The sequence below is a fragment of the Desulfurellaceae bacterium genome, assembly GCA_021296095.1.
Classification (GTDB): Bacteria; Desulfobacterota; Binatia; order Bin18; family Bin18; genus JAAXHF01.
Genome location: JAGWBB010000037.1, coordinates 62,240 through 80,831, shown reverse-complemented (window position 1 = coordinate 80,831; position 18,592 = coordinate 62,240). Strand labels below are relative to the sequence as shown.

The following is an 18,592-nucleotide window of genomic DNA, read 5'->3' as shown; positions in this document are numbered from 1 at the left end:
GGCAGAAAGGAAAACAGATCGGGAATCGGCTGCTCGGCAATCCACAGGCCGGCCGAGGCGACCAGGACCAGTTTGTCCACATCGTTCGGCGCTACACAGGCCATTTCGGCCGCGATCATCCCGCCCATGGAGTGGCCGACCAGATGGGGCTTGGACAGCCCCAGGGCGCCGACCACATCCCAGCCGTGCAGGGTAAAGTCCTGCATGTCCTCCAGCAGTTCTTCACCGCTCGACTCGCCAAAGCCCGGCAGCTCGGGGGCGAAGACCCGGTAGTGCTCGGCCAGGCGGTCCAGGAACGGCTCCTGACCGAACAGGCCGCCCGCCCCGTGCAAAAAGACCAGCGGCGCGCCGCTGCCGGCCTCGAAGACACGCACGGTGATCCCTGGCCGGGTCTCGATCATCCGGCTGTTCACAGCGGGATCCTTCCGTTGGCCCGGGCTTTTTCGATAGTCGTCTCGGGTTCCAGCCGCTCGTCCATGGGCTTGCACCACCAGCGGTTGTCATCCTTCCAGTCCGGCCACATGTCGCGCAGCTGGGGCATGACCTGTTCGGCGAACAGCTGGGTCGAGTAGCGCGTTTTCCAATCCGGCATATTGCCGATGTGGATCAGGCAGAAAACATGCCCGACGTGCAAGCCCTGGATCATGTCTTTCATCCGGTCGCGCACCGTCGCCGGGCTGCCGGCAATGACGTAGCCCTCGTCAAGCAGCTGCTTCCAGGTCAGGGTCGGAAAGGTCTGCTGCATGTCTTCGCTCAGGGCGTTCAGGACATTCGCCTTGATGGTCTTGATCGTCCGATAGCCCGGTGCGTCGGCAAAGCCGTTGTAGACGTGCAGACACCGGTTATAGAAATAGCTGACGTGCTCGGCGTACAGCTTTTCGGCTTCCTGATCGGTGTCGGCCACACAGATGGTCTGGGCAAACGCACCCCGGTACGGCGACTCGTCCTTGCCGCGCTCAGCAACCCGGTCCCAGTAGCCGTCCATCAGCTGCTTGCCGCGCAGATAGCCGGTGAACGACAGATACGAGTAGTTGTAGTCGTTATCCAGACAGAAATCCCAGGTTTCAATCGAGCCGCCACCCGGAATATAGACCGGCGGGTGCGGCTGCTGGATGGGCTTGGGCCAGCAGTTGACCCAGCGCAGCTGGTTGTATTTACCGTCAAAGGCGAAGGGTTCTTCCTCGGCCCAGGCGCGCATGATGAGTTCGTGCGCCTCGGCGTATTTGTCGCGGGTGATGGCCGGAATCTGGCCGTAGCAATAGTTGGTATCCATGGACGTGCCGACCGGGAAGCCGGCCAGCAGCCGACCGCCCGAAATCACGTCCAGCATGGCAAACTCCTCGGCCACCCGGATCGGCGGGTTGTACAGGGCAATCGAGTTGCCGATCACCGCCAGGGCCGCCTGGGAGGTCCGCCGGGCCAGGCCGGCGGCAATGATGTTGGGCGAGGGCATCAGGCCATAGCCGTTCTGGTGGTGCTCATTCACGCCGATACCGTCAAAGCCCAGCGAGTCGGCGTATTCCAACTGGTCCATATACTGGTGGTAGACGAAATGGCCCTTTTTGGGGTCGTAGAGGCTATTGGGTAAATCCACCCACACCGAGCGGTAGTCCTCTCGGAAATTATCCGGCAGATGCGGCCACGGCATCAGGTTGAACCAGGTAAACTTCATAACGACCTCCTCAAGACAAAGGGTTCGCGGGATAGGGCTGTCAGCGCCCCAGACTACGTTGAAAAGCCGCTAGCGTCGAGAGGGGACTCGCCTCAGACAGGCGTGTAGCGACCGAGACATTTCACCCGGGTTGCCCCTGCGCGCACCGTCCTCCTATCCGGGGGTTTACCCTGAAATCATTGACTTGTACATTGTCCATATGAAGCGTGTAACTGCATCTGAAGCCCGACAGCAGTGGTTCCGTCTGCTTGACGAGATTGTTGCGGGAGAGGTCGTCATTGTAGAGCGCAAAGGGCGACAGGTGGAGATGTCCTGCAAAGAGAGTATGACGGCAACAGGAAAAGAGCAGACTCCAGACTATCGCTCCGTGCTGTACGCACCGGATGCGGACCGGGCGGATGAGTGGGGCTGGGAATGGCAGGGACCTCCTCGGTCGATGACTCCGCTTACACACAAGAACACATGACGCTTTTGCTCGACACCCACTTCGTGATCTGGCTCGTACTCGGCTCCTCCAGGCTCTCCGCATTTCCCTGGCTCGACCGCTATCGTCCCTGGGGCGTTTCGCCCGTCTCTCTTCTGGAGATCCAATATCTGGCCGAAATCGGACGCATCACCATTCAGAATCCGGCCTTTACCGAAATGCTCCTGCGCGATGAGCGGTTTCTTATTGATGAAGTCCCGCTTCTCTCCCTCGTTCGGCATGCATTGGACCAGTCCTGGACACGAGATCCCTTTGATCGTTTATTAGCTGCCCACAGTCACGCGCGTCGTACTCCGATATGTAGTGTGGATCGGATGATAAGAGAGCATCATCCGCTGCTGGCGCAGGAGCTTAGAGAGCGCTGAGCGAAACGAGGCACATGTGTGAAATTCGGCATTCTCCAGTTCTTCAGCTGGCCCGGCCGGCGGGTCAGCCTGCCGACCGTGTATGAGCGGACGCTGCAGCGCATCGAGATCATGGACCGCGCCGGCTATGACGCGGTGTGGCTGACCGAGCACCACTTCACCGATTACAGCGTGTGCCCGTCCATTCCGGTCATGGGCAGCTATGCGGCGGCTCGGACACAGCGTTTGCGCATCGGCACCGGGGTGAGTCTGGCCGCCCTCTACCACCCGCTGCGCCTGGCCGAGGAGATTGCCCTGCTCGACATCCTGTCCGGCGGGCGGGTCAACTGGGGCGTCGGACGGGGCTTTGATGTCAACGAATTTCGGGCCTTTGACGTGCCGCTGGACGAGAGCCAGGCCCGCTTCCGTGAGAGCGTCGATATTGTGCTTCGAGCCTGGACGGATGAGCGGCTGCACTACACCGGCCAGTACTACACCTTTGACGGGGTGGAGGTGCTGCCCAAGCCGCTCCAGCAGCCCCACCCGCCGGTGTGGACTGCGGCGTCCTCGCCGGCCGCCATCGCCTGGTCGGCCGCCCTGGGTTATTCGATTCTCATGGACCCCCACTCGACCCACGCCGAGATCGGCCAAAAATGGGCCAGCTACCGGGATCAGCTGGAGCACCACGGCCATTCGATCAGCGGCCGAGATATCCCCATGGCCCGGCTGCTGGCCATCGCGCCGACCGACGCCCAGGCCAGACAGGTCGCCAGCCAGGGCGCGCGCTGGCTGATCGACGCCTATGTCGACCCCAAGCGCTTCGGCGTTGTCGGCGATCCGGTCCAGAACTATGTGGACCGGGTCATTATTCACGGCTCGCCCGAGCGGGTGGTCGATGAGCTGGCGCGCCTGCACCAGGACATCCACCTCGACTATCTGATCGGTGCGCCGCTCAGCCACCAGAGCTTTGTACTGTTGACCGAAAAGGTCCTGCCACGCCTGAACTGAGCTTCCACCGGCTTGCATCCGTGGCTGTCGCCAGGCATGTTTGATCGACAGAACGCAATGCCAAAAACAAGGAGGACAGCATGGCACTACCGCAAGATATTACCCCATTTAACAGCGAACTCATGGATTCGCTGGCCCGGACCGCAGACATGGACTGGATTCCCAACGAGGCCGATCCCGAACGCGCCTTCATGAAAGTACTGTGGACCGGCTCGGAGTCGGGCAGCTGGGCGGTCATGTTCCGCTGGCTCAAGGGCTATGCCGCGCCGCCGCATAAACACCTCAGCGCTTCCCACACCTTCATTCTGAAGGGCAAGCTCCAGGTTCGGGACGGCACCCTCGACGCCGGCGACTACGTGTACGAGGCCAACGGCATGATCCACGGGGCGACCACCGCCCTCGAAGACACCGAGTACCTATTCATCTGCAACGGTCCGGTGCTGTTCTTTGGCGAGGATCAGTTCGAGGGCTATATCAGCTGGGAAGAACTCAAACGCGCCCAGGACGCGTTTGAGGCGTCCAAGCGACGCACCAAGCGGCCCAGCGCCAAGCGGGCCACCACCAAGCGGCCCAAAAAAGCGCCGCGCAAAAAAGCCGCGTAGCGGACTGAAGGGGCGGTTGGGTTGTGGGCGCTGTACAGTCTCAGAGCCGCCATGAGCCAGCAGGACGCCTTTGATCACATCGTCGCCGCGCTGCACGAGACCGCGCTGAACGACACCTTATGGCCCCACACCTCGGCCCTGATTGATGAGGCGGTCGGGATGTGGGGCAGTCATCTGGCGATTGAGAGCGGTCATACTCGGGACGACGCCGAGTTCGTCTTTGGTGAGGCGTATTGTCACGGCGAAGTCGTCGAAATGGGGAGAATGTACGCCAATACCTACTTCCCCCACGACGAACGTGTCCAACGGCTACTCCGCCTGCCCGACAGCCGTGTGGTTCACGTCACGAATGCCTACACGGAACACGAGCTACAGACTTCCCCGACGTATAACGAACTCTTGTGTCGGTTTGGCGCCGGCAACGGGCTGAACCTGCGTATGGACGGCCCGGACGGATTACGCATCATCTGGGCGTTTACAGACCCTGACGACCCGCATGGATGGCGCTCCGAACAGATCGCGTTGATACAACAGCTGCTGCCCCACATTCGTTAGTTCGTTCGCGTCCGCCAGGCACTGGCCAGCGCCGAGGCGCTTGGTACTTCGCTGACATCCCTGCTCGACAACGCCCTGCTCGGCGTGCTGTTTCTTGACCGCCACGGGACAATCGTCGAGACCAACACCCGCGCCTCAAACCTGCTCCGGCGAGCTGACTGCCTGGCAGACCGGGACGGCGTCCTGCGTGCCCGGCTCCCGGCCGACAACGCCAAGCTCCGGCGGCTGTTGGCGCGTGCTCTGCCCCACTGGGGTCAGACCGTCTCCAGCGGGTCCATGACGGTCCGACGGCCCTCCGGCAAGCTCCCGTTGACTCTGCATATCAGCCCGGTCACCCACCGGGCCGACTTTGGCGCCCAGCGCGTTGCCGCTCTCGTGCTGCTCGTCGACCTCGCAGAACGGCCCCAGATTGATCCCGCCTTCCTCGCCACGACGCTCGGCCTCTCCCGCGCCGAAAGCCGGGTGGCGGCCGCCTTGACCGCAGGCCACAGTGTCCGGGACATTGCCGTGGCGACGCATCGGACGCAAGCGGCGGTGCGTTGGCACCTCAGGCAGATGTACGCCAAGCTGGGCCTCTCCCACCAGGCCGACGTGGTGCGCTTGGTGCTGTCCACCGTCGGGGTTCCCCCGCCGCACGCCTGACTCCGCTTCACCCCTGCCCCGTCTCCCCCCGTCCGCCCCAAAAATTTCCACCCGACGCCGAAAAACTATCCATTTGAGTAGGGACAAACGGCTGGCAGGTACGTATGAGGGGATGGATATTCTCACCGAACGGTTGCCAGGGAGGCACGATGCGGAATCTGATTGGTTTGCTGGTGTGTGGTCTGCTCGTCTTGACCTCGACGCTGGCCCACGCGGCAACGCTGGAGAGTCCTGCGCCCGGGGCCAATGTCTCGGGGCTCGGGTACATCGGGGGCTGGAAGTGTCACCACGGTGAGGTGACGGTCCGGATTGACGGCGGGGGGCCTATTCGTATGGCGACCCGCATGCCTCGGGCCGACACCCAGTCGGCTTGCCAGGGCGCGACCGACAACGGCTTTATTGCCCAGTTCAATTGGGCGTTTCTGGCCGATGGCTCCCACACGGCCGTGGCGTACGATAACGGAGTGGAGTTTGCCCGGAGTACATTCACGGTGGCGACCTTCGGGGAGGAGTTTGTGATGGGGGCACAGGGTGAGTGCATGATTGAAGATCTCCCCTCCCCGGACGAGACGGCCCACTTTCGCTGGAATGAGAGCACCCAACACCTGGAGCTGGTCGGGGACGGGACGGAGATTCAGCCGCCGCCGGACGGTGAGTCCTATACCCACAATCTGGACAGTATTGCGGGCTTCGACACACATGGCACCCCGCTGCCGATGATCTCGACCGTTGCCGGCCGGACAGCCTTGGACCTCAACGGAGACGGGTGCTACGACAGCGGCGTCGTCTTCAATGTCCCGGAGGCCGTGTTTCCGATCACCGAGGGTTTGGAAATCAGCCTCGAGTTCTATATGAACACCAACCGGTATTATGCGCATTGGCTCAGCGTGGCGATGATGGCAACTGACTACCGGCCCGACAGTGCCCCGGTCGGGGCTGATGGGTGTTCTGACCCCCGGGACCGGGCTCCTGCGGGAGACAGCTATCGGTTGTTCAGCTTAGGCCCCCAAACAACGACGGACCGGATGCGTGTCGGTCCCGCCTTTGTCGGCGGGAGCCCTGACGCGGATTCCGTGGCATATACCCAAGCCGGCTGGAACCATCTGCGGATGCAGATTCTCTCCGACCGGCGCATAGAGGTCTGGCTGAATCAGCGCCGGCTGGGGATCGTGGAGCACTCGCGGGCACAAGCGGGCTACGGGCGAGAGGGCTATGTATGGATAATGGGGAGAAGTGCGTCCGATCCGGTGCTGGTGGACAACCTGAGAGTGGTCGGAGGGGGAGAACCGGACCTCAGGGCGCTGGCGAGTTACGGGCGGTTTCACGTTATTGCCCACGAGTTGAGTGAAGCGCAGGACCATGATGCGGAGTGCCGGGCGCAGTTGGGCAGCGGTTTTCGCTTGGCCGACTGGAACGACATCGTGAGCTACTACCAAGGGGGCGGCTCCCTGGCGGCCTTCACCGCAGGGCTCAAGATGGTCCCAGCGGGCGAGCAGCCGGGGCCGGGCGAGCTCGGCAACGGCTATCGGATATCGAGAGACGGCAATGCGATCTGGAGTGGCCGACGGCATTATTTCGTTGCACGGCACGATCACAACAAGCCGTCGCACTTTCTGGATCATGCTAACCTCGACAACTACCACGTCTCGCTAGGATCGTGGTACGGCACCGGGGGATACGCCCTGTGCTATGATTGAGGACTCGACCAGCAATCCGCCGTTGATGGAGAAGTGGCGACCGGCCTGATCCTCGGGTGGGAGTGAGACCGAGTGACCGCTGAGGGTTGCCGAATGCCTCGGCGTGTTCGAGCCGGCGGCCGCGGGTCGCGGCACGGCTTCAGCGCAACGCCAACAGCGCTGCCTCGGGCGTCTTGTCGAGCACGCGAAGCAACGCCTTGGCCGCACCGGTGGGACGACGCTTGCCCTGTTCCCAGTTCCGGATCGTGTCTTGCGGCACGTTGATGCGGCGGGCGAACTCGTGTTGGGTGAAGCCCAGGCGCTTGCGGACGCGCCGGACGAACTTTCCCATGTCCCGCATCGCTTCGGCCTCGTCTCGGCGTTGCCGTGCGGCAGCGTGTCGTTTGGATCGGCTGGACCGGACAGCGTGAGAGCGCTATGTCTGGTAAAAGGACGAGGGATAATTATGACTGATGTAAATCCCTTAGACATTCCCGCTGCAACCGCTGGCACGATACGAGCAGCACCTGTCTATCGCTATCTGATGCAGCAGCCAGACCATTGGCTCCGGCAGGCATTCTTTGTTGGACGGCCGAAGTTGCCTGTGTCCCGCGTTATTGAGTCCATGCGAGCGAATAGCCAGAGCCTTGAGAACGCTGCTCAAGATTGGTCTCTCCCCGTGGAAGCTCTGAAGGAAGCCCTTGACTACTATGGACGTTTTCACGATGTGATCGAAGCCGATGAGGCTGACGAATTAGCCCTCAGCGATGAACTCGCCCGGTCACATCCGCCGAAACCGTGAAGATTCTGGTTGATGAAGATAGTGTCAGCACTGCCCTTCTCACACGTCTGAAAGTGACTGGGTATGATGTCGTCCAATTATCAACGGGAACTTCCGACGAGGAAGTCTTTGCCGCAGCTCAGCGCGTGGCTATCCCGATTCTGACCGCTAATGTTGGTCGAAAGGGCCGCCGCGATCCTACGGGACTCTATCGACTCGCCTTAGAGCGCATACCGCACCACGGAGTTATTGGAATTTTCCGGCCTGGGTCGGGTCGTTGGCTGTCGGATCAATCGATCGTTGACGCCCTGAATCGGATTATGGAACAGGAGCGGACTCAGCCGGGTCTGATCCTACGAACTGACGGAATCACCCGCCTCAATGACTTTCTCAGCTCCACATAAGAAGCACCGGGGCTGAGGCGTCAGTCGGAATACCGGATTCCGCTACACTTCATCCGGGCGGCATCAACGAAGCATGATCCGACGCTCCCCTGAATACAGGGCGGTTCGTCCGTTCTCTTGCAACCTTATGCTCTCTCCCTCAGGGCGAGAGCAACCTTTGGAATTGATTGTGCGAAGACGGCCCTCGGCTGACACCGGCTGCAGAAACTTGAACCCCCAGCGGGAACCGACTATGTTCGACAGAGCAGAGCACAGCCCATAAGCCAAACCTTGATTAACACCCTCCGCTTTGCCGACCGCCTCAAGGAGGCGGGCTTTGCCGGGGCGCAGGCCGAAGCCCTCGCCCGCGTGCTCGGTGACGAGTTGACCGAGCAACTCCCGTCCAAGGCGGATTTCATGGCCTTACAAGCCGACTTCAAGACCCTGGAGGTCAAGTTCGATGCCCTGGAGGCCAAGTTCGACGGGCTGGAAGAAAAGTTCAGCGGCTTGGAGGTCAAGTTCAGCGGCTTGGAAGCCAAGTTCGATGGGCTGCGGTTTACCCTTAATATCGTGTTGGTGCTGGTCGGACTGCTCGTAGCGCTCGGGCTAATCGAGCCGGTCTCGAAGCTGTTTGGCTCCTGAAGCTCCGTAGGTTGGGTGAATCCGACGCTCTTCTGATACAGGGCGATTCGTCCATTCTCCCGCAATCTTATTCTCGACACGAACGTTACGACAGGCCCATGCCGCCGTCGACCAGCAGCATCTGACCGGTCATATACGAAGACAGCGGCGAGGCCAGAAACAGGGCGATCCCGCCCATCTCTTCCGGCGTACCCCAGCGCCGCAGCGGGATTTCGTTCAGGGAGTCTTCGTAGCGACGCGGATGATCCCAGGTCACCCTGGTGATCTTGGTGACGATCAGGCCCGGCGCGATACCGTTGACCCGAATGCCGTCGCGCGCCCAGGCTTCGCCCAGGGTCATGGTCAGGGTCCGCAGCGCGCCCTTGCTGGCGCTGTAGGCCGGATTGCCGAAGACGGCAAAAAAGCTCGCCCCCGAACCCAGGATGACCACGCTGCCCTTGGTCTCCTTCAGCATGGGGTGAAACTTCATGCAGCAGTTCATGACGCTCATCAGGTTCACGTCGAGGACCTTGCGGAAGTTCGGCATCTCAAACTCGGCCCGTTTGTACATCACCGTGCCCTGCGAGGCGACGAGCACATCGAGCTTGGCAAAAGGCGGCTGAAAGGCCTGGACATTGTCGTCTTGCGACACGTCCAGCTGAAAGTAGTGCAGCCCGCTCAAGTCTGAAACGTCTTCGGCTGTATAGTCCTCGACAGACGCCCGGGTGCCACACACGTACACCTCGGCTCCGTGGTCTCGGAACTGGCGGGCAATGCCGTTGCCGATCCCGCTCGAACCACCGATGACCAGAACCGTCTTGCCGCTGAAATCAATTTCGTTCATGGTGCCGCTATCCATCCGTTGCTGTATTTCAGCGCCCCCCGGCGCCGAGGATGCTTTGTAGCATCATTGCTGGTATACACCAACACGGTCACACATCGACAAGGAGGAACACAGCATGCGTATCGGTATGATGATCGGTGAAGGAGCCGGAGAGAGCCCGCCTATGGACGAGGTCATCCAAAGGGCGCAACGGGCCGAGGCGGCCGGCCTGCACTCGGCCTGGCTGGCCCACGCGTTTGCGCACGACGCGATCGGCCTGCTGGGGCTGGTCGGACGCGAGACGAGCCGGATCGAACTGGGCACGGCCGTGGTGCCCACCTACCCGCGCCACCCGGTGGCCATGGCCCAGCAGGCGCTGACCACCCAGGCGGCCAGCAAGGGGCGCTTCACCCTGGGCATCGGCCTGTCGCATAAGTTCGTGATTGAAGACATGTATGGCCTGGCCTATACCCGCCACCTCAGCCACATGCGCGAGTACATGGCGGTCATGCGGCCGCTGCTCGACGGCCAGCCGGTTGACCACGAGGGTCAGGAGTACCGGGTCAAGGCGGATATCAGTGTCCAGGGCGCGAGCCCGGTGCCGGTCGTGCTGGCCGCCCTGGGTCCCAAGATGCTCGACTTTGCCGGGCGCGAGTCGGCCGGCACGGTGACCTGGATGGCCGGTCACAAAGCCCTGCGTGAACATGTCGTGCCGCGCATCACCGACGCGGCCAAAGCCGCCGACCGGCCGGCTCCTCGGGTCATTGCCGGCATGCCGCTGGCCATCACCGACGACCCGGCCGCAGCCCTGGAGGTGGCGGCCAAGGTGTTCGCCATCTACAGCCAGCTGCCGGCGTATCGGACCATGCTGGACCGCGGCGGACTCGGCCAGCCGCCAGAGGTTGCGCTGCTGGGGGATGCGGCAACGATTTCGGGCGAACTCAAGCGTCTCGAAGATGTCGGGGTGACCGACTTGTGCGCCTTTGTCTTTCAGGCCGACGCGGGAGCGTTCGAGCGCACGGTCGATTTTCTGAGTTCGCTGTGCTGAGCGAGCCGTCTCAGCCGACCGCCTCGGGACGCGGCCCGTCACCAAAGAGTACACGTGTCAACCTGTTCAGGTGCATGGAGGACACGTTCACTCGACAATGCCCTCCATGCGCAGCCGCACCGCCTGTGCGGTCCGCTCGGGATCGGCGATGATATACAACCGCTCCTGGCGGATGCCCTCGACCGTGAGGTCGGCCAGCTGTTCGGGCGTCATACCGATTTCCTGTAGACGCGCGTGGCGGGCCTGGCGCCGCTGGATCAAAGCCGCCTGGGCCTCCTCGTTGCGCGGCACCAGCAGATCCTGGGGCCGGTTGCGGTCGGCGTACAGGATATTTGTCGCGGTTGCCCCGGGCACTAACAGGGCGGCCCTGAGCTTCGAGCCGGCCGCCCGCAGGTCGTAGTGCAGCCCTTCGGTCATGCGGCTCACCGCGTGTTTGGTGACGCCGTACACCGAGCTGGTGCCGGTCGTCAGGCCGACCACCGAGCTGGTATTGAGAATCAGGCCCTCCTCGCCATGCTCGATCATGCGCGGCACAAAGGCCTGGATGCCGTGCAGCACGCCGGACACATTGACCGCCATGATCCACTCCCAGTCCTGGTCGGGGATGTCCCAGATATGGCCCAGCCCGCCCGACACGCCGGCGTTATTGCACACGATATGTACCCGGCCGAAGGCATCGAAAGCCCGGTCGGCCAGAGCAAAGACGGACGCTTTGCGCGCCACGTCGGTCTTGACCGCTAGCACCGGCGTGCCGCCTAGACGCAGCTCCTTCTCCACCTCAAGCAGGGCCGCCTCTTCGATATCGGCCAGCACCAGCTTCATGCCCTCCCGGGCAAGGCGCCGGGCCAAGCCCTGACCGATACCGCTGGCCGCCCCGGTAATGACCGCCACCCTGTCCGCCAAGTCCTGCATGTCGCGCCCCCGCTCGGAATCGACCGCCCGGGCTAAACCCGCCCCAGCTGGCGATACACCTGCGTCTCAAAGCCGTCCAGAACCCCTAATGCCGTGGCGTCGAAGAAGGGCAGGATTTGCATCATGAGCACGCCGGTGACCTTTTTGTGCGGATCGATCCAATAGTAGGAGTTGAAGATGCCGGCCCAGCTGAGGCTGCCAGCCGAACGGCCGGTGTCCAGCGCCTGGGTGTTGATGAGAAACCCCAGCCCCCACTTTTTGTCCTGGCCGGGGAAAAACTCGATGTCGTTGGACAGAAAGGGGATCGCGGAGGTAGCCGCGCCAACGCTCAGCTGGCCGATATGATTCTCGCCCATCAGGCCGACCGTCTCGGGCTTGAGCACCTGTGCACCCTTGTAGGTCCCGCCGCTCAGCAGCATGCGCACAAAGGCCAGATAGTCGCCCGCGGTTGCGTACAGCCCGCCGCCGCCGCCGAAAAACCGACCGTCAAAGGGCAGTTCAAACTCGATCTGGACGAGCGAGCCGTCATCCTGGCGCTGGCAGACATTGACCAGCCGGCTGCGCTGGTCCGGGCTCGGCGAGAAACCGGTGTCGGTCATGCCCAGCGGCTGAAAAATATGCTCCCGGCAGTAGTCGGCCAGGTTGTGTCCGCTCAGGTGTTCGACCACGCGGCCGACCCAGTCGGTGCTGATGCCGTACTCCCAGCGCTGTCCGGGATCGAACACCAGGGGCGAATCCAGGAACCCGTCGCCGCCATCGGTAAAGCGGGGGGTGGCCGACTGCTCGGCGAACTTGATGAACTCGGCGTTCCACATCTCGTAACAATAGCCCGAGGTGTGGGTCAGCAGGTGTCTGAGGCTGAGCGGCCGGGCGGCCGGACGCAGCCTGGGCGTGCCGCTGGCGTCAAAGCCGTCGAACACCTGGCGCTCGGCCAGCTGGGGAACTTTTGTCTCCAGGGCTTCGTCGAGCGACAGCCGGCCCTGCTCGACGAGTTGCATGGCTGCCACCGAGGCGACCGCCTTGGTCATCGAGGCGATGCGGAAGACCGTGTCGGTCGTCATTGCCGGAGCGGTGGCGTCGCCGCGTCTGCCCGCCGCACCTTGGTAGATGATGTCGCTGTCGTTTGCCGCCATGGCGACCAGACCGGGCACGTCGCCGGATTCGACCGCCTGCTGCAAAACCGTGTCAATGGGTGTCATGCTGCTCCCTCCTGTGCTCGCGTTTCCTGAGCGGACAACCTGAAAGCTGCGGCTCATGCCTGCCCGGCGTCCGACCGACCGAGCTTGTCCAGCCAGCCCAGGACGGCGTCATGAAACGCCGGCAGGCTTTTATACAAACGCCACCAGTCGGGCATGCCGCGCAGCGCCCGAGCCATGGCCGCAGCCCGCTGCGGGTACGCGCGCAGGTGGCTGAAGGGTTTGACATAGATCCGAATCGTAAACACGATATCCTGACTGCGCGCCAGCCGCCGCAAGGTCTGGCGCTCCATGCGCAGCCACAGTTTGTCCCCCGCGTTGTCGGCCGTAATGTCCGGATTAAAGCCGCTCCGGCTGTGGCCGCTCGATTGGAACAGCGTCGGGTCGTCGACCAGCCCCCAGTTGAGCCGCCACACCGGCTTGCGCATGCGCGCAAAGTAGCGGTTCATGCTCGAGTCGAGCCGCTCCCGGTAGCCGGGCGTTGGAGCGTGGATCGCCGCCAGCGAGCGGCCCATCTTTTCGGCCAGATTCCAGCGAGTCGGAAAACACACCGACGCCCCGACCAGGCGATAGACCTCGGAGTTCGGCTCTTTGTGCATCAGGCACACGTCCTCCTGGACCAGCCGTCCGGCCAGATCGAGCGGGTGCAGCCCAGACCCGGCCAGATTCCAGGACTGCCCGGTCACCGCATTCCGCAGTTCGTCTCCGCTGCGCTGGTACAGGCGCGGGAAACGGGCCGGCAGGTGCTCGGCCAGAAGATCGAGGACTTCTTGTGAGCCGGGCTCGGCCTCGGGCCGGATGTTGACGACTTCGTCGTGGCGCTCGGCAAGCAGCCGCTCCTTTTCGGCCAGGTCGGCGGCCAGGTGAGCGTCGGGTTCGATCCAGTCCTTGAGATCCAGGGGCAGCAGCCCCATGGCAACCCGGAAGGGCTGGGCCGTGTAGGGCGTATAATCGGGGTCAGGCGGAAAGACCGGCCCGGTCGCCGCAGTCTCAGTCTGCCCACAGCTGGTCAAGAAAGGCTCCGAACTCGGTGTTGAATGCCGTCGCCTGCTCGATATTGGCCGCGTGCCCGGCGTCTCTCAGGATAACCTTTTTTGCCTGCGGAATTTTTGCGGCCATATAATCGGTCGCGGCCAAAAAGGGTTTGTCCCGGTCGCCGATCATCACCAGGCTTGGTACGTCGATGGAGCCCAGGGCGTTCATGATCCGGGCGTCGTGCTGGGTCAGGATGCCGCGGGCGGCATGCGCCAGACCCTGGGCCGAGCGATGCGAGCCGGCCCGGACCTCGGGACTCCGGCCCAGGGCGTCGAGCCCCTTTTGCTCGAACGTGTCGGCAAAAGATCGCGCGCGCTGATTCCACGCCTCGCGGGGCGGGTCCTTGCGAAAGCCGGGCCCGGTGCCGAGCAGCATCAGGCCCTTGACCCGCTCGGGATGGGCGCAGTGAAACGCCAGCGACAGATAGCCGCCCAGCGAGTGACCGCCCAGCACGGCCTGCTCGACGCCCTCGGCGTCCAATAGAGCGAGCATATCGGCGATTGACAGCGCCTCGGAGTAGGCCGCCGGGTCGTCCGGGCTGTCCGACTGACCGTGGCCGCGCAGGTCCCAGCTCATAAGCCGGTAGCGCTGGGACAGGGCGTCGACCTGGGGCTGCCAGGCTGCGGTCGTGGCGCTGAAGCCGTGCGTCAGCAGCACGGCCGGACCCGAGCCGTGCGTTTCGTAGTAGATATGAACCCCGTCACGATCAAGCCTTGGCATGCCGCGCCTCCATTCAGAACCGTCCAGAATATGCTAAGCTCGGCATTGCATCACATTTGCCGCGCCAGGGAAACCGTTTGGAAACCGTTCGGAGGATGAGCCCATGGCCTCTGCCCGCCCCCAGCTGTACACCACCGACGCCGCCCAGCCACCCCGGCTGTGCGCCAAGCGCTGCCGCGCCTGCGGCTATACCTTCTTCCCGCCCCACGCCTACAGCTGCGAGTCGTGCGGGGCGGCCGCACAACAGATTGAACCCCGGCTGCTGGCCGGCAGCGGCGTGGTGCAGGCCAGCGCTACGGTCCACGTCCACCACGACCCGAGCACGCCAACCCCCTTCACCGTCGCCTCCATCAGCCTGGACGACGGCCCCACCATCCGGGCGCTGATGACCTGCCCGACCGACGCCGAGCTGTCGCTCGGAGATCGGGTGCGGGCGGTCCTCGTCCCTACCGGCCCGGATACCGACGGCAACGAACGGACCGAACTCCGGTTTGAAAAAAACCCGAAAGTCGAGGCAGCCTGATGGGCAAAACATTACGAGACCTGCGTCCAGTGTATGTGGTCGGGACGGGCCTGCACCGCTACCAGCACAAGAGCGACACCACCTACGTGGAGCTGGGTCTGACTGCGGTTCGGGCGGCGCTGGACGATGCCGATATTGGTTGGCCGAGCGTTGAGGCGGTGTACAACGGCACAGCCCAGCTGGGCATTGCCCCGACCCGGATCATGCTGCGCCACCTCGGCACCACCGGCATCCCCATGACCCAGGTTGAGAACGCCTCGGCCTCGGGCTCCTCGGCCTTTCGTCAGGCCTGTCTGGAGGTGGCCGGCGGGGTGAGCGATGTCGTCCTGGCCATGGGGGTGGATAAGCCCGAGGGACTGCGCCTGGCCTCGCGCAAGGCTGGGGTGGCGGATCTGGTTGGCGCACGCGCGGTGCCCTTTACCCATTTTGCCCTGCTGGCCAACGCCTATATGCATCACCACGGGGTCGGCCCGGAAACGATTGCGGCGGTGGCGGTCAAAAACCACCGCAACGGAGCCAACAACCCGTATGCCCAGCGTCAGCAGGAACGCAGCCTGGAAGAAGTCCTGGCCGGCCCGTCCATCTCCGGCTCGCTGACCCGCTTGCAGTGCTGCCCGGTTGGCGAGGGCGCGGCGGCGGTCATTGTCGCCTCGGCCGAGGCCATCGAACGGCTGGGCATCAAGCGGGCCAGAGCCGTCCGGGTTCTGGCCTCGACCCTGCGGACCGAGCGGGTGTACAGCGGAGCCGCAAACTTCGACGCCGAGCTGACGCGCGAGACGGTTGCCCAGACGTATGACGAGGCCGGTATCACGCCGGCCGATCTCGACGTTATCGAACTCCACGACGCGTTCAGCATTGAGGAGTTGCTGTATGTCGAAGCCATGGGTCTGTGCGCCGAGGGCGGGGCGGCCGGGCTGCTGGAGAGCGGCGGGCTGGATATCGGCGGGCGCTGCGCGGTCAGCCCGTCCGGCGGGCTGCTGGCCATGGGTCATCCGATCGGACCGACCGGGGCCGGCCAGATTGTCGAGCTGACCCGCCAGCTGCGGGGCGAGGCCGGCGTTCGCCAGCAGCCGAACGCCCGGACCGGCCTGGCCCACATGGTCGGCGTTGGCGCGGTGTGTGTCGTCCATGTGCTGCAACGGGATACGGCCTGACACATGTGGGAGGAGAAAACCATGCTCGGTATTCAAGGACTGTACGAGCTGGCCCTGCGGGTCAAGGACTTGGCCCAGGCCGAAGCCTTTTACTGCGATACGCTGGGGCTCGAAGTCGGTATACGGGACGAAGCCCGCAAATGGTTGTTTCTGCGGGTCGGCGGACAGGCCGGCATGATTGTGCTTCAGGAAGACCCCCGGCACTGGTCGGCCCAGCACCTGGCCTTCACCGTTCGTGAGGCCGATCTGGAGCAAGCCGTGGCCACCCTGCGCGATAGGGGCGTTGCCGTCGAAGGCCCGGTGACCCACGACTGGATGCCGGCCAAGTCGGCCTACTTCTCAGACCCGGACGGCCACGCCCTGGAGCTATGCGCTCCGCTCACCCCGGCCTGAGCGCTTCCGCCAAGCCAGACACGTCCGCTGCGTGGATCAATCCCTGCCGTTTGCCCCGAGCGGTCAGACAGATCGTGCCGGTGTTGGTACTCGGCCCACATCTGTCTCGCCTCAGCCGAGTTCGCCTTTGCCACATCTCAGGTGTTTCTTTCATGTGACAGCGTCTGATTTGAAGAATATACGATTTGTATATATAGTCTTGAGGTGCGATTTACCTGGCACGAGCCGAAGCGCCGCACCAACCTGACCGCTCATGGCTTAGATTTCGTGGATGCCGAAGAGGTCTTTGCCGGACCGACATTCACCTTTGAGGACGACCGATTTCAGTATCCCGAACAGCGTTTTGTGACCCTGGGCCTTCTCCGAGGCGTCTGCGTCTCGCTCGTGCATACTGAGACGACAGAACGCATTCATATCATCTCCTTCCGAAAGGCGACCAGACATGAGCAAATCATCTTCTTCCAAAACGTCTAAGACGGATTGGCTGCGACTCAAGGCGATGCAGGACACAGACATTCGGCTCACCGATGAGCATCCGGCCACCGAGGTGAACCACATCGTGCGCGGCATTGCCCGCCAGGGCTTACGGCCCGCTCCCCCCAAAACGCTGATTTCCCTACGGGTGGATGCCGATGTGCTGGCGTGGTTCAAAGCGCAGGGCGCCGGCTATCAGACCCGGATGAACGCCGTGTTACGGGCCTTCAAGGAAGCCGCCGGCGGATCGCCCCTCAGGAGCGACGAATAGTCCGGCCGGTTTCACTTGTGAGAGAGAGCCGCCCCTGCCGATTATCGTCGCGTACACCCCCAGGCTCGCACGATGCGCGAGGTTCCGCCTTTTTTGCGGCATTCGTCGGTAGCCCTGTTCTGCGCTCCAGCGCTCGTGTCATACCCATGCGCCCAGCCATAACTCGTGTTGCCCTGCGCCTGGTCTGCGGCGAAGACCGCGCATTCGTTGCTGAAGCGCATGACAATACGGCAGTTACCGCCGCACTCCCGAAGCGCTCGGCGATCCGCAGCCTGGGGCGTCGCATAGTTGATGGCCCAGCCCCAGGCCGGTCCCTGGTTCGAGCCGATGGCCAGCGCCCCGTACTGAGGAGGCTTTGGAGGGTCAGCTTTCGGCGTTGACGATGGAGCTGTGAAGCTGCCGAGCATACTGGTCAAGCTGCCGCTGTTTGCTGGGGGCTGATTCCCTGTCTGCTGGCTCTGCGAACCCCTGGGCGGATTTCCAGTTTTTTGGCGCTGCGGCCCGCTGGACGGTGCCTGTGCGTTGCTGCCAAACCGTCCCAGCAGGTCAATCACACTCAGCGTCTCCACAAATTCCATGAATACGTCCGCGAGCTGCGTGGCGTCTGCCGCATGATGGTAGGTGCCGCCGGTTTGGGTGGCAATGTCGCGTAAATCTTGGGCGGCTTGGGAGGTAGGGATGATGCCAAACCCGACCGTTTCATGGCGGAAGATGATCCCGCTGGCCTGCAAGCTGGCCATGGCCTGGCCAACATCGCCACAGTCGTTCTGGCCATCCGCCAGCAGCATAATCATCCGGTCGGACGCACCGGCGTCACCATTGTTGGCCATGTAGCGATTGGCGAAGAGCAAGGCGTCTGCCATGGGTGTACCACCGCCCGGTTGCAGACTGCTGATGAACCGGGTCAGCTGATTGATGTCACGGGTGAAGTCCTGATAGCGCGGGACGGGGTTCTGGCAGTCGCCGCTGAAGGCCAGCACGGCCACTTCGACGGCGCCGCTCTTTGCCGCCCGGCCCAAGGCGGTGATGGCGGCCTGCTTGGCGGCCGCTATCTTCACCTGGGGGTTGCCGCTGCCGATGGCGTCCCCCATACTCCCCGAGGCGTCAATCAGCAGCAGCAAACTGCTGGCGACCGGCCCTCGGCTCTGCGATAAGGCCGGCGCACCCCAGACGAGCAGGCCCGCCACCACAGCGACGGGCAGCAACACTTTTGCGATACGGTGCATCTTTGCTGAATCCTTCCTCAAAACACGTGAACCAGAATCGCTGTGGCAA

The 18,592-nt window shown here is 63.2% G+C and carries 23 protein-coding genes; 14 read left to right on the top strand and 9 right to left on the bottom strand.

What is annotated here, in order from left to right; genetic code table 11:
* Together J4F42_11040 and J4F42_11035 are read right to left on the bottom strand one after the other, a co-directional pair.
* Positions 1–413 (bottom strand): alpha/beta fold hydrolase (locus J4F42_11040; GenBank protein ID MCE2486038.1); only part of this gene is annotated, 413 nt, incomplete at its 3' end.
* Positions 410–1,672 carry an LLM class flavin-dependent oxidoreductase gene (locus tag J4F42_11035; GenBank protein MCE2486037.1) on the bottom strand — a complete coding sequence of 421 codons (1,263 nt, stop codon included), beginning with the start codon at positions 1,670–1,672 and terminating at the stop codon, positions 410–412. The genes J4F42_11040 and J4F42_11035, both read right to left, overlap by 4 nt.
* 414 nt (positions 1,673–2,086) lie before the next feature.
* Here J4F42_11035 and J4F42_11030 point away from each other — a divergent pair, with 414 nt between their 5' ends.
* The 6 genes from J4F42_11030 (at position 2,087) to J4F42_11005 (ending at position 7,004) form a co-directional block, all read left to right on the top strand.
* On the top strand, positions 2,087–2,521 hold the full coding sequence (locus tag J4F42_11030) for a PIN domain-containing protein (protein MCE2486036.1): 435 nt from the start codon (positions 2,087–2,089) through the stop codon (positions 2,519–2,521).
* A gap of 18 nt (positions 2,522–2,539) precedes the next feature.
* Positions 2,540–3,508, top strand: a complete 969-nt coding sequence (locus tag J4F42_11025) for an LLM class flavin-dependent oxidoreductase (GenBank protein ID MCE2486035.1) — start codon at positions 2,540–2,542, stop codon at positions 3,506–3,508.
* Positions 3,509–3,588: 80 nt separating this feature from the next.
* Positions 3,589–4,110 (top strand): cupin domain-containing protein, encoded by a 522-nt coding sequence (locus J4F42_11020; protein MCE2486034.1) that lies wholly within the window; start codon positions 3,589–3,591, stop codon positions 4,108–4,110.
* A gap of 51 nt (positions 4,111–4,161) precedes the next feature.
* On the top strand, positions 4,162–4,665 hold the full coding sequence (locus J4F42_11015) for a hypothetical protein (GenBank protein ID MCE2486033.1): 504 nt from the start codon (positions 4,162–4,164) through the stop codon (positions 4,663–4,665).
* Between the two features lie 84 nt (positions 4,666–4,749).
* Positions 4,750–5,307 (top strand): hypothetical protein, encoded by a 558-nt coding sequence (locus J4F42_11010; protein MCE2486032.1) that lies wholly within the window; start codon positions 4,750–4,752, stop codon positions 5,305–5,307.
* 149 nt (positions 5,308–5,456) lie between these two features.
* On the top strand, positions 5,457–7,004 hold the full coding sequence (locus J4F42_11005; protein ID MCE2486031.1) for a hypothetical protein: 1,548 nt from the start codon (positions 5,457–5,459) through the stop codon (positions 7,002–7,004).
* Positions 7,005–7,143: 139 nt separating this feature from the next.
* Here the strand turns inward: J4F42_11005 and J4F42_11000 are convergent, their stop codons facing one another.
* Complete coding sequence (locus J4F42_11000) at positions 7,144–7,344, bottom strand: helix-turn-helix domain-containing protein (GenBank protein ID MCE2486030.1); 201 nt, start codon at positions 7,342–7,344, stop codon at positions 7,144–7,146.
* 105 nt (positions 7,345–7,449) lie between these two features.
* Between J4F42_11000 and J4F42_10995 the strand changes: the two genes are divergently transcribed.
* Complete coding sequence (locus J4F42_10995) at positions 7,450–7,785, top strand: hypothetical protein (protein MCE2486029.1); 336 nt, start codon at positions 7,450–7,452, stop codon at positions 7,783–7,785.
* A gap of 653 nt (positions 7,786–8,438) precedes the next feature.
* Positions 8,439–8,789 carry a hypothetical protein gene (locus J4F42_10990; protein MCE2486028.1) on the top strand — a complete coding sequence of 117 codons (351 nt, stop codon included), beginning with the start codon at positions 8,439–8,441 and terminating at the stop codon, positions 8,787–8,789.
* A gap of 85 nt (positions 8,790–8,874) precedes the next feature.
* Here J4F42_10990 and J4F42_10985 read toward each other — a convergent pair whose 3' ends face one another.
* On the bottom strand, positions 8,875–9,612 hold the full coding sequence (locus J4F42_10985) for an SDR family oxidoreductase (GenBank protein MCE2486027.1): 738 nt from the start codon (positions 9,610–9,612) through the stop codon (positions 8,875–8,877).
* Between the two features lie 115 nt (positions 9,613–9,727).
* Here J4F42_10985 and J4F42_10980 point away from each other — a divergent pair, with 115 nt between their 5' ends.
* Positions 9,728–10,639: a TIGR03564 family F420-dependent LLM class oxidoreductase gene (locus J4F42_10980; protein MCE2486026.1), complete on the top strand. Its 912-nt coding sequence runs from the start codon at positions 9,728–9,730 to the stop codon at positions 10,637–10,639.
* Positions 10,640–10,726: 87 nt separating this feature from the next.
* Here the strand turns inward: J4F42_10980 and J4F42_10975 are convergent, their stop codons facing one another.
* The 4 genes from J4F42_10975 to J4F42_10960 are packed head-to-tail and all read right to left on the bottom strand — an operon-like array spanning position 10,727 to position 14,502.
* Positions 10,727–11,551, bottom strand: coding sequence for an SDR family NAD(P)-dependent oxidoreductase (locus tag J4F42_10975; GenBank protein MCE2486025.1), 825 nt, complete (start codon positions 11,549–11,551; stop codon positions 10,727–10,729).
* Positions 11,552–11,583: 32 nt separating this feature from the next.
* Positions 11,584–12,750 carry a beta-lactamase family protein gene (locus J4F42_10970; GenBank protein ID MCE2486024.1) on the bottom strand — a complete coding sequence of 389 codons (1,167 nt, stop codon included), beginning with the start codon at positions 12,748–12,750 and terminating at the stop codon, positions 11,584–11,586.
* 53 nt (positions 12,751–12,803) lie between these two features.
* A complete protein-coding gene (locus J4F42_10965) occupies positions 12,804–13,760 on the bottom strand; it encodes a DUF3445 domain-containing protein (protein ID MCE2486023.1) in 957 nt (318 codons plus the stop codon).
* Complete coding sequence (locus J4F42_10960; GenBank protein ID MCE2486022.1) at positions 13,738–14,502, bottom strand: alpha/beta fold hydrolase; 765 nt, start codon at positions 14,500–14,502, stop codon at positions 13,738–13,740. The genes J4F42_10965 and J4F42_10960 overlap by 23 nt, the downstream gene beginning before the upstream one ends.
* Positions 14,503–14,605: 103 nt before the next feature.
* On the opposite strand from J4F42_10960, the gene J4F42_10955 reads away from it, so the two are divergent.
* From J4F42_10955 to J4F42_10935, 5 genes are all read left to right on the top strand, one after another.
* Positions 14,606–15,025 carry an OB-fold domain-containing protein gene (locus J4F42_10955; GenBank protein MCE2486021.1) on the top strand — a complete coding sequence of 140 codons (420 nt, stop codon included), beginning with the start codon at positions 14,606–14,608 and terminating at the stop codon, positions 15,023–15,025.
* A complete protein-coding gene (locus J4F42_10950) occupies positions 15,025–16,179 on the top strand; it encodes a thiolase family protein (protein MCE2486020.1) in 1,155 nt (384 codons plus the stop codon). Before J4F42_10955 ends, J4F42_10950 begins: the two co-directional genes overlap by 1 nt.
* 21 nt (positions 16,180–16,200) lie before the next feature.
* The gene (locus J4F42_10945) at positions 16,201–16,572 is read left to right on the top strand and encodes a VOC family protein (GenBank protein ID MCE2486019.1); all 372 of its coding nucleotides are present in this window, start codon (positions 16,201–16,203) and stop codon (positions 16,570–16,572) included.
* A 204-nt stretch (positions 16,573–16,776) separates the two neighbouring features.
* Positions 16,777–17,046: a BrnT family toxin gene (locus J4F42_10940; protein MCE2486018.1), complete on the top strand. Its 270-nt coding sequence runs from the start codon at positions 16,777–16,779 to the stop codon at positions 17,044–17,046.
* Positions 17,015–17,317: a BrnA antitoxin family protein gene (locus tag J4F42_10935; protein ID MCE2486017.1), complete on the top strand. Its 303-nt coding sequence runs from the start codon at positions 17,015–17,017 to the stop codon at positions 17,315–17,317. The genes J4F42_10940 and J4F42_10935 overlap by 32 nt, the downstream gene beginning before the upstream one ends.
* A gap of 41 nt (positions 17,318–17,358) precedes the next feature.
* Here the strand turns inward: J4F42_10935 and J4F42_10930 are convergent, their stop codons facing one another.
* Positions 17,359–18,543, bottom strand: coding sequence for a DUF4189 domain-containing protein (locus tag J4F42_10930; protein ID MCE2486016.1), 1,185 nt, complete (start codon positions 18,541–18,543; stop codon positions 17,359–17,361).
* Between the last annotated feature and the right edge of the window lie 49 nt (positions 18,544–18,592).

Bases quoted from the DNA above. Each gene is read 5' to 3' on its own strand.
- J4F42_11035 (MCE2486037.1), bottom strand. From the start codon at position 1,672: ATGAAGTTTACCTGGTTCAACCTGATGCCGTGGCCGCATCTGCCGGAT.
- J4F42_11030 (MCE2486036.1), top strand. From the start codon at position 2,087: ATGGCAGGGACCTCCTCGGTCGATGACTCCGCTTACACACAAGAACAC.
- J4F42_11020 (MCE2486034.1), top strand. From the start codon at position 3,589: ATGGCACTACCGCAAGATATTACCCCATTTAACAGCGAACTCATGGAT.
- J4F42_11015 (MCE2486033.1), top strand. From the start codon at position 4,162: ATGAGCCAGCAGGACGCCTTTGATCACATCGTCGCCGCGCTGCACGAG.
- J4F42_11005 (MCE2486031.1), top strand. From the start codon at position 5,457: ATGCGGAATCTGATTGGTTTGCTGGTGTGTGGTCTGCTCGTCTTGACC.
- J4F42_11000 (MCE2486030.1), bottom strand. From the start codon at position 7,344: ATGCGGGACATGGGAAAGTTCGTCCGGCGCGTCCGCAAGCGCCTGGGC.
- J4F42_10995 (MCE2486029.1), top strand. From the start codon at position 7,450: ATGACTGATGTAAATCCCTTAGACATTCCCGCTGCAACCGCTGGCACG.
- J4F42_10985 (MCE2486027.1), bottom strand. From the start codon at position 9,612: ATGAACGAAATTGATTTCAGCGGCAAGACGGTTCTGGTCATCGGTGGT.
- J4F42_10980 (MCE2486026.1), top strand. From the start codon at position 9,728: ATGCGTATCGGTATGATGATCGGTGAAGGAGCCGGAGAGAGCCCGCCT.
- J4F42_10975 (MCE2486025.1), bottom strand. From the start codon at position 11,551: ATGCAGGACTTGGCGGACAGGGTGGCGGTCATTACCGGGGCGGCCAGC.
- J4F42_10970 (MCE2486024.1), bottom strand. From the start codon at position 12,750: ATGACACCCATTGACACGGTTTTGCAGCAGGCGGTCGAATCCGGCGAC.
- J4F42_10960 (MCE2486022.1), bottom strand. From the start codon at position 14,502: ATGCCAAGGCTTGATCGTGACGGGGTTCATATCTACTACGAAACGCAC.
- J4F42_10955 (MCE2486021.1), top strand. From the start codon at position 14,606: ATGGCCTCTGCCCGCCCCCAGCTGTACACCACCGACGCCGCCCAGCCA.
- J4F42_10950 (MCE2486020.1), top strand. From the start codon at position 15,025: ATGGGCAAAACATTACGAGACCTGCGTCCAGTGTATGTGGTCGGGACG.
- J4F42_10945 (MCE2486019.1), top strand. From the start codon at position 16,201: ATGCTCGGTATTCAAGGACTGTACGAGCTGGCCCTGCGGGTCAAGGAC.
- J4F42_10935 (MCE2486017.1), top strand. From the start codon at position 17,015: ATGAGCAAATCATCTTCTTCCAAAACGTCTAAGACGGATTGGCTGCGA.
- J4F42_10930 (MCE2486016.1), bottom strand. From the start codon at position 18,543: ATGCACCGTATCGCAAAAGTGTTGCTGCCCGTCGCTGTGGTGGCGGGC.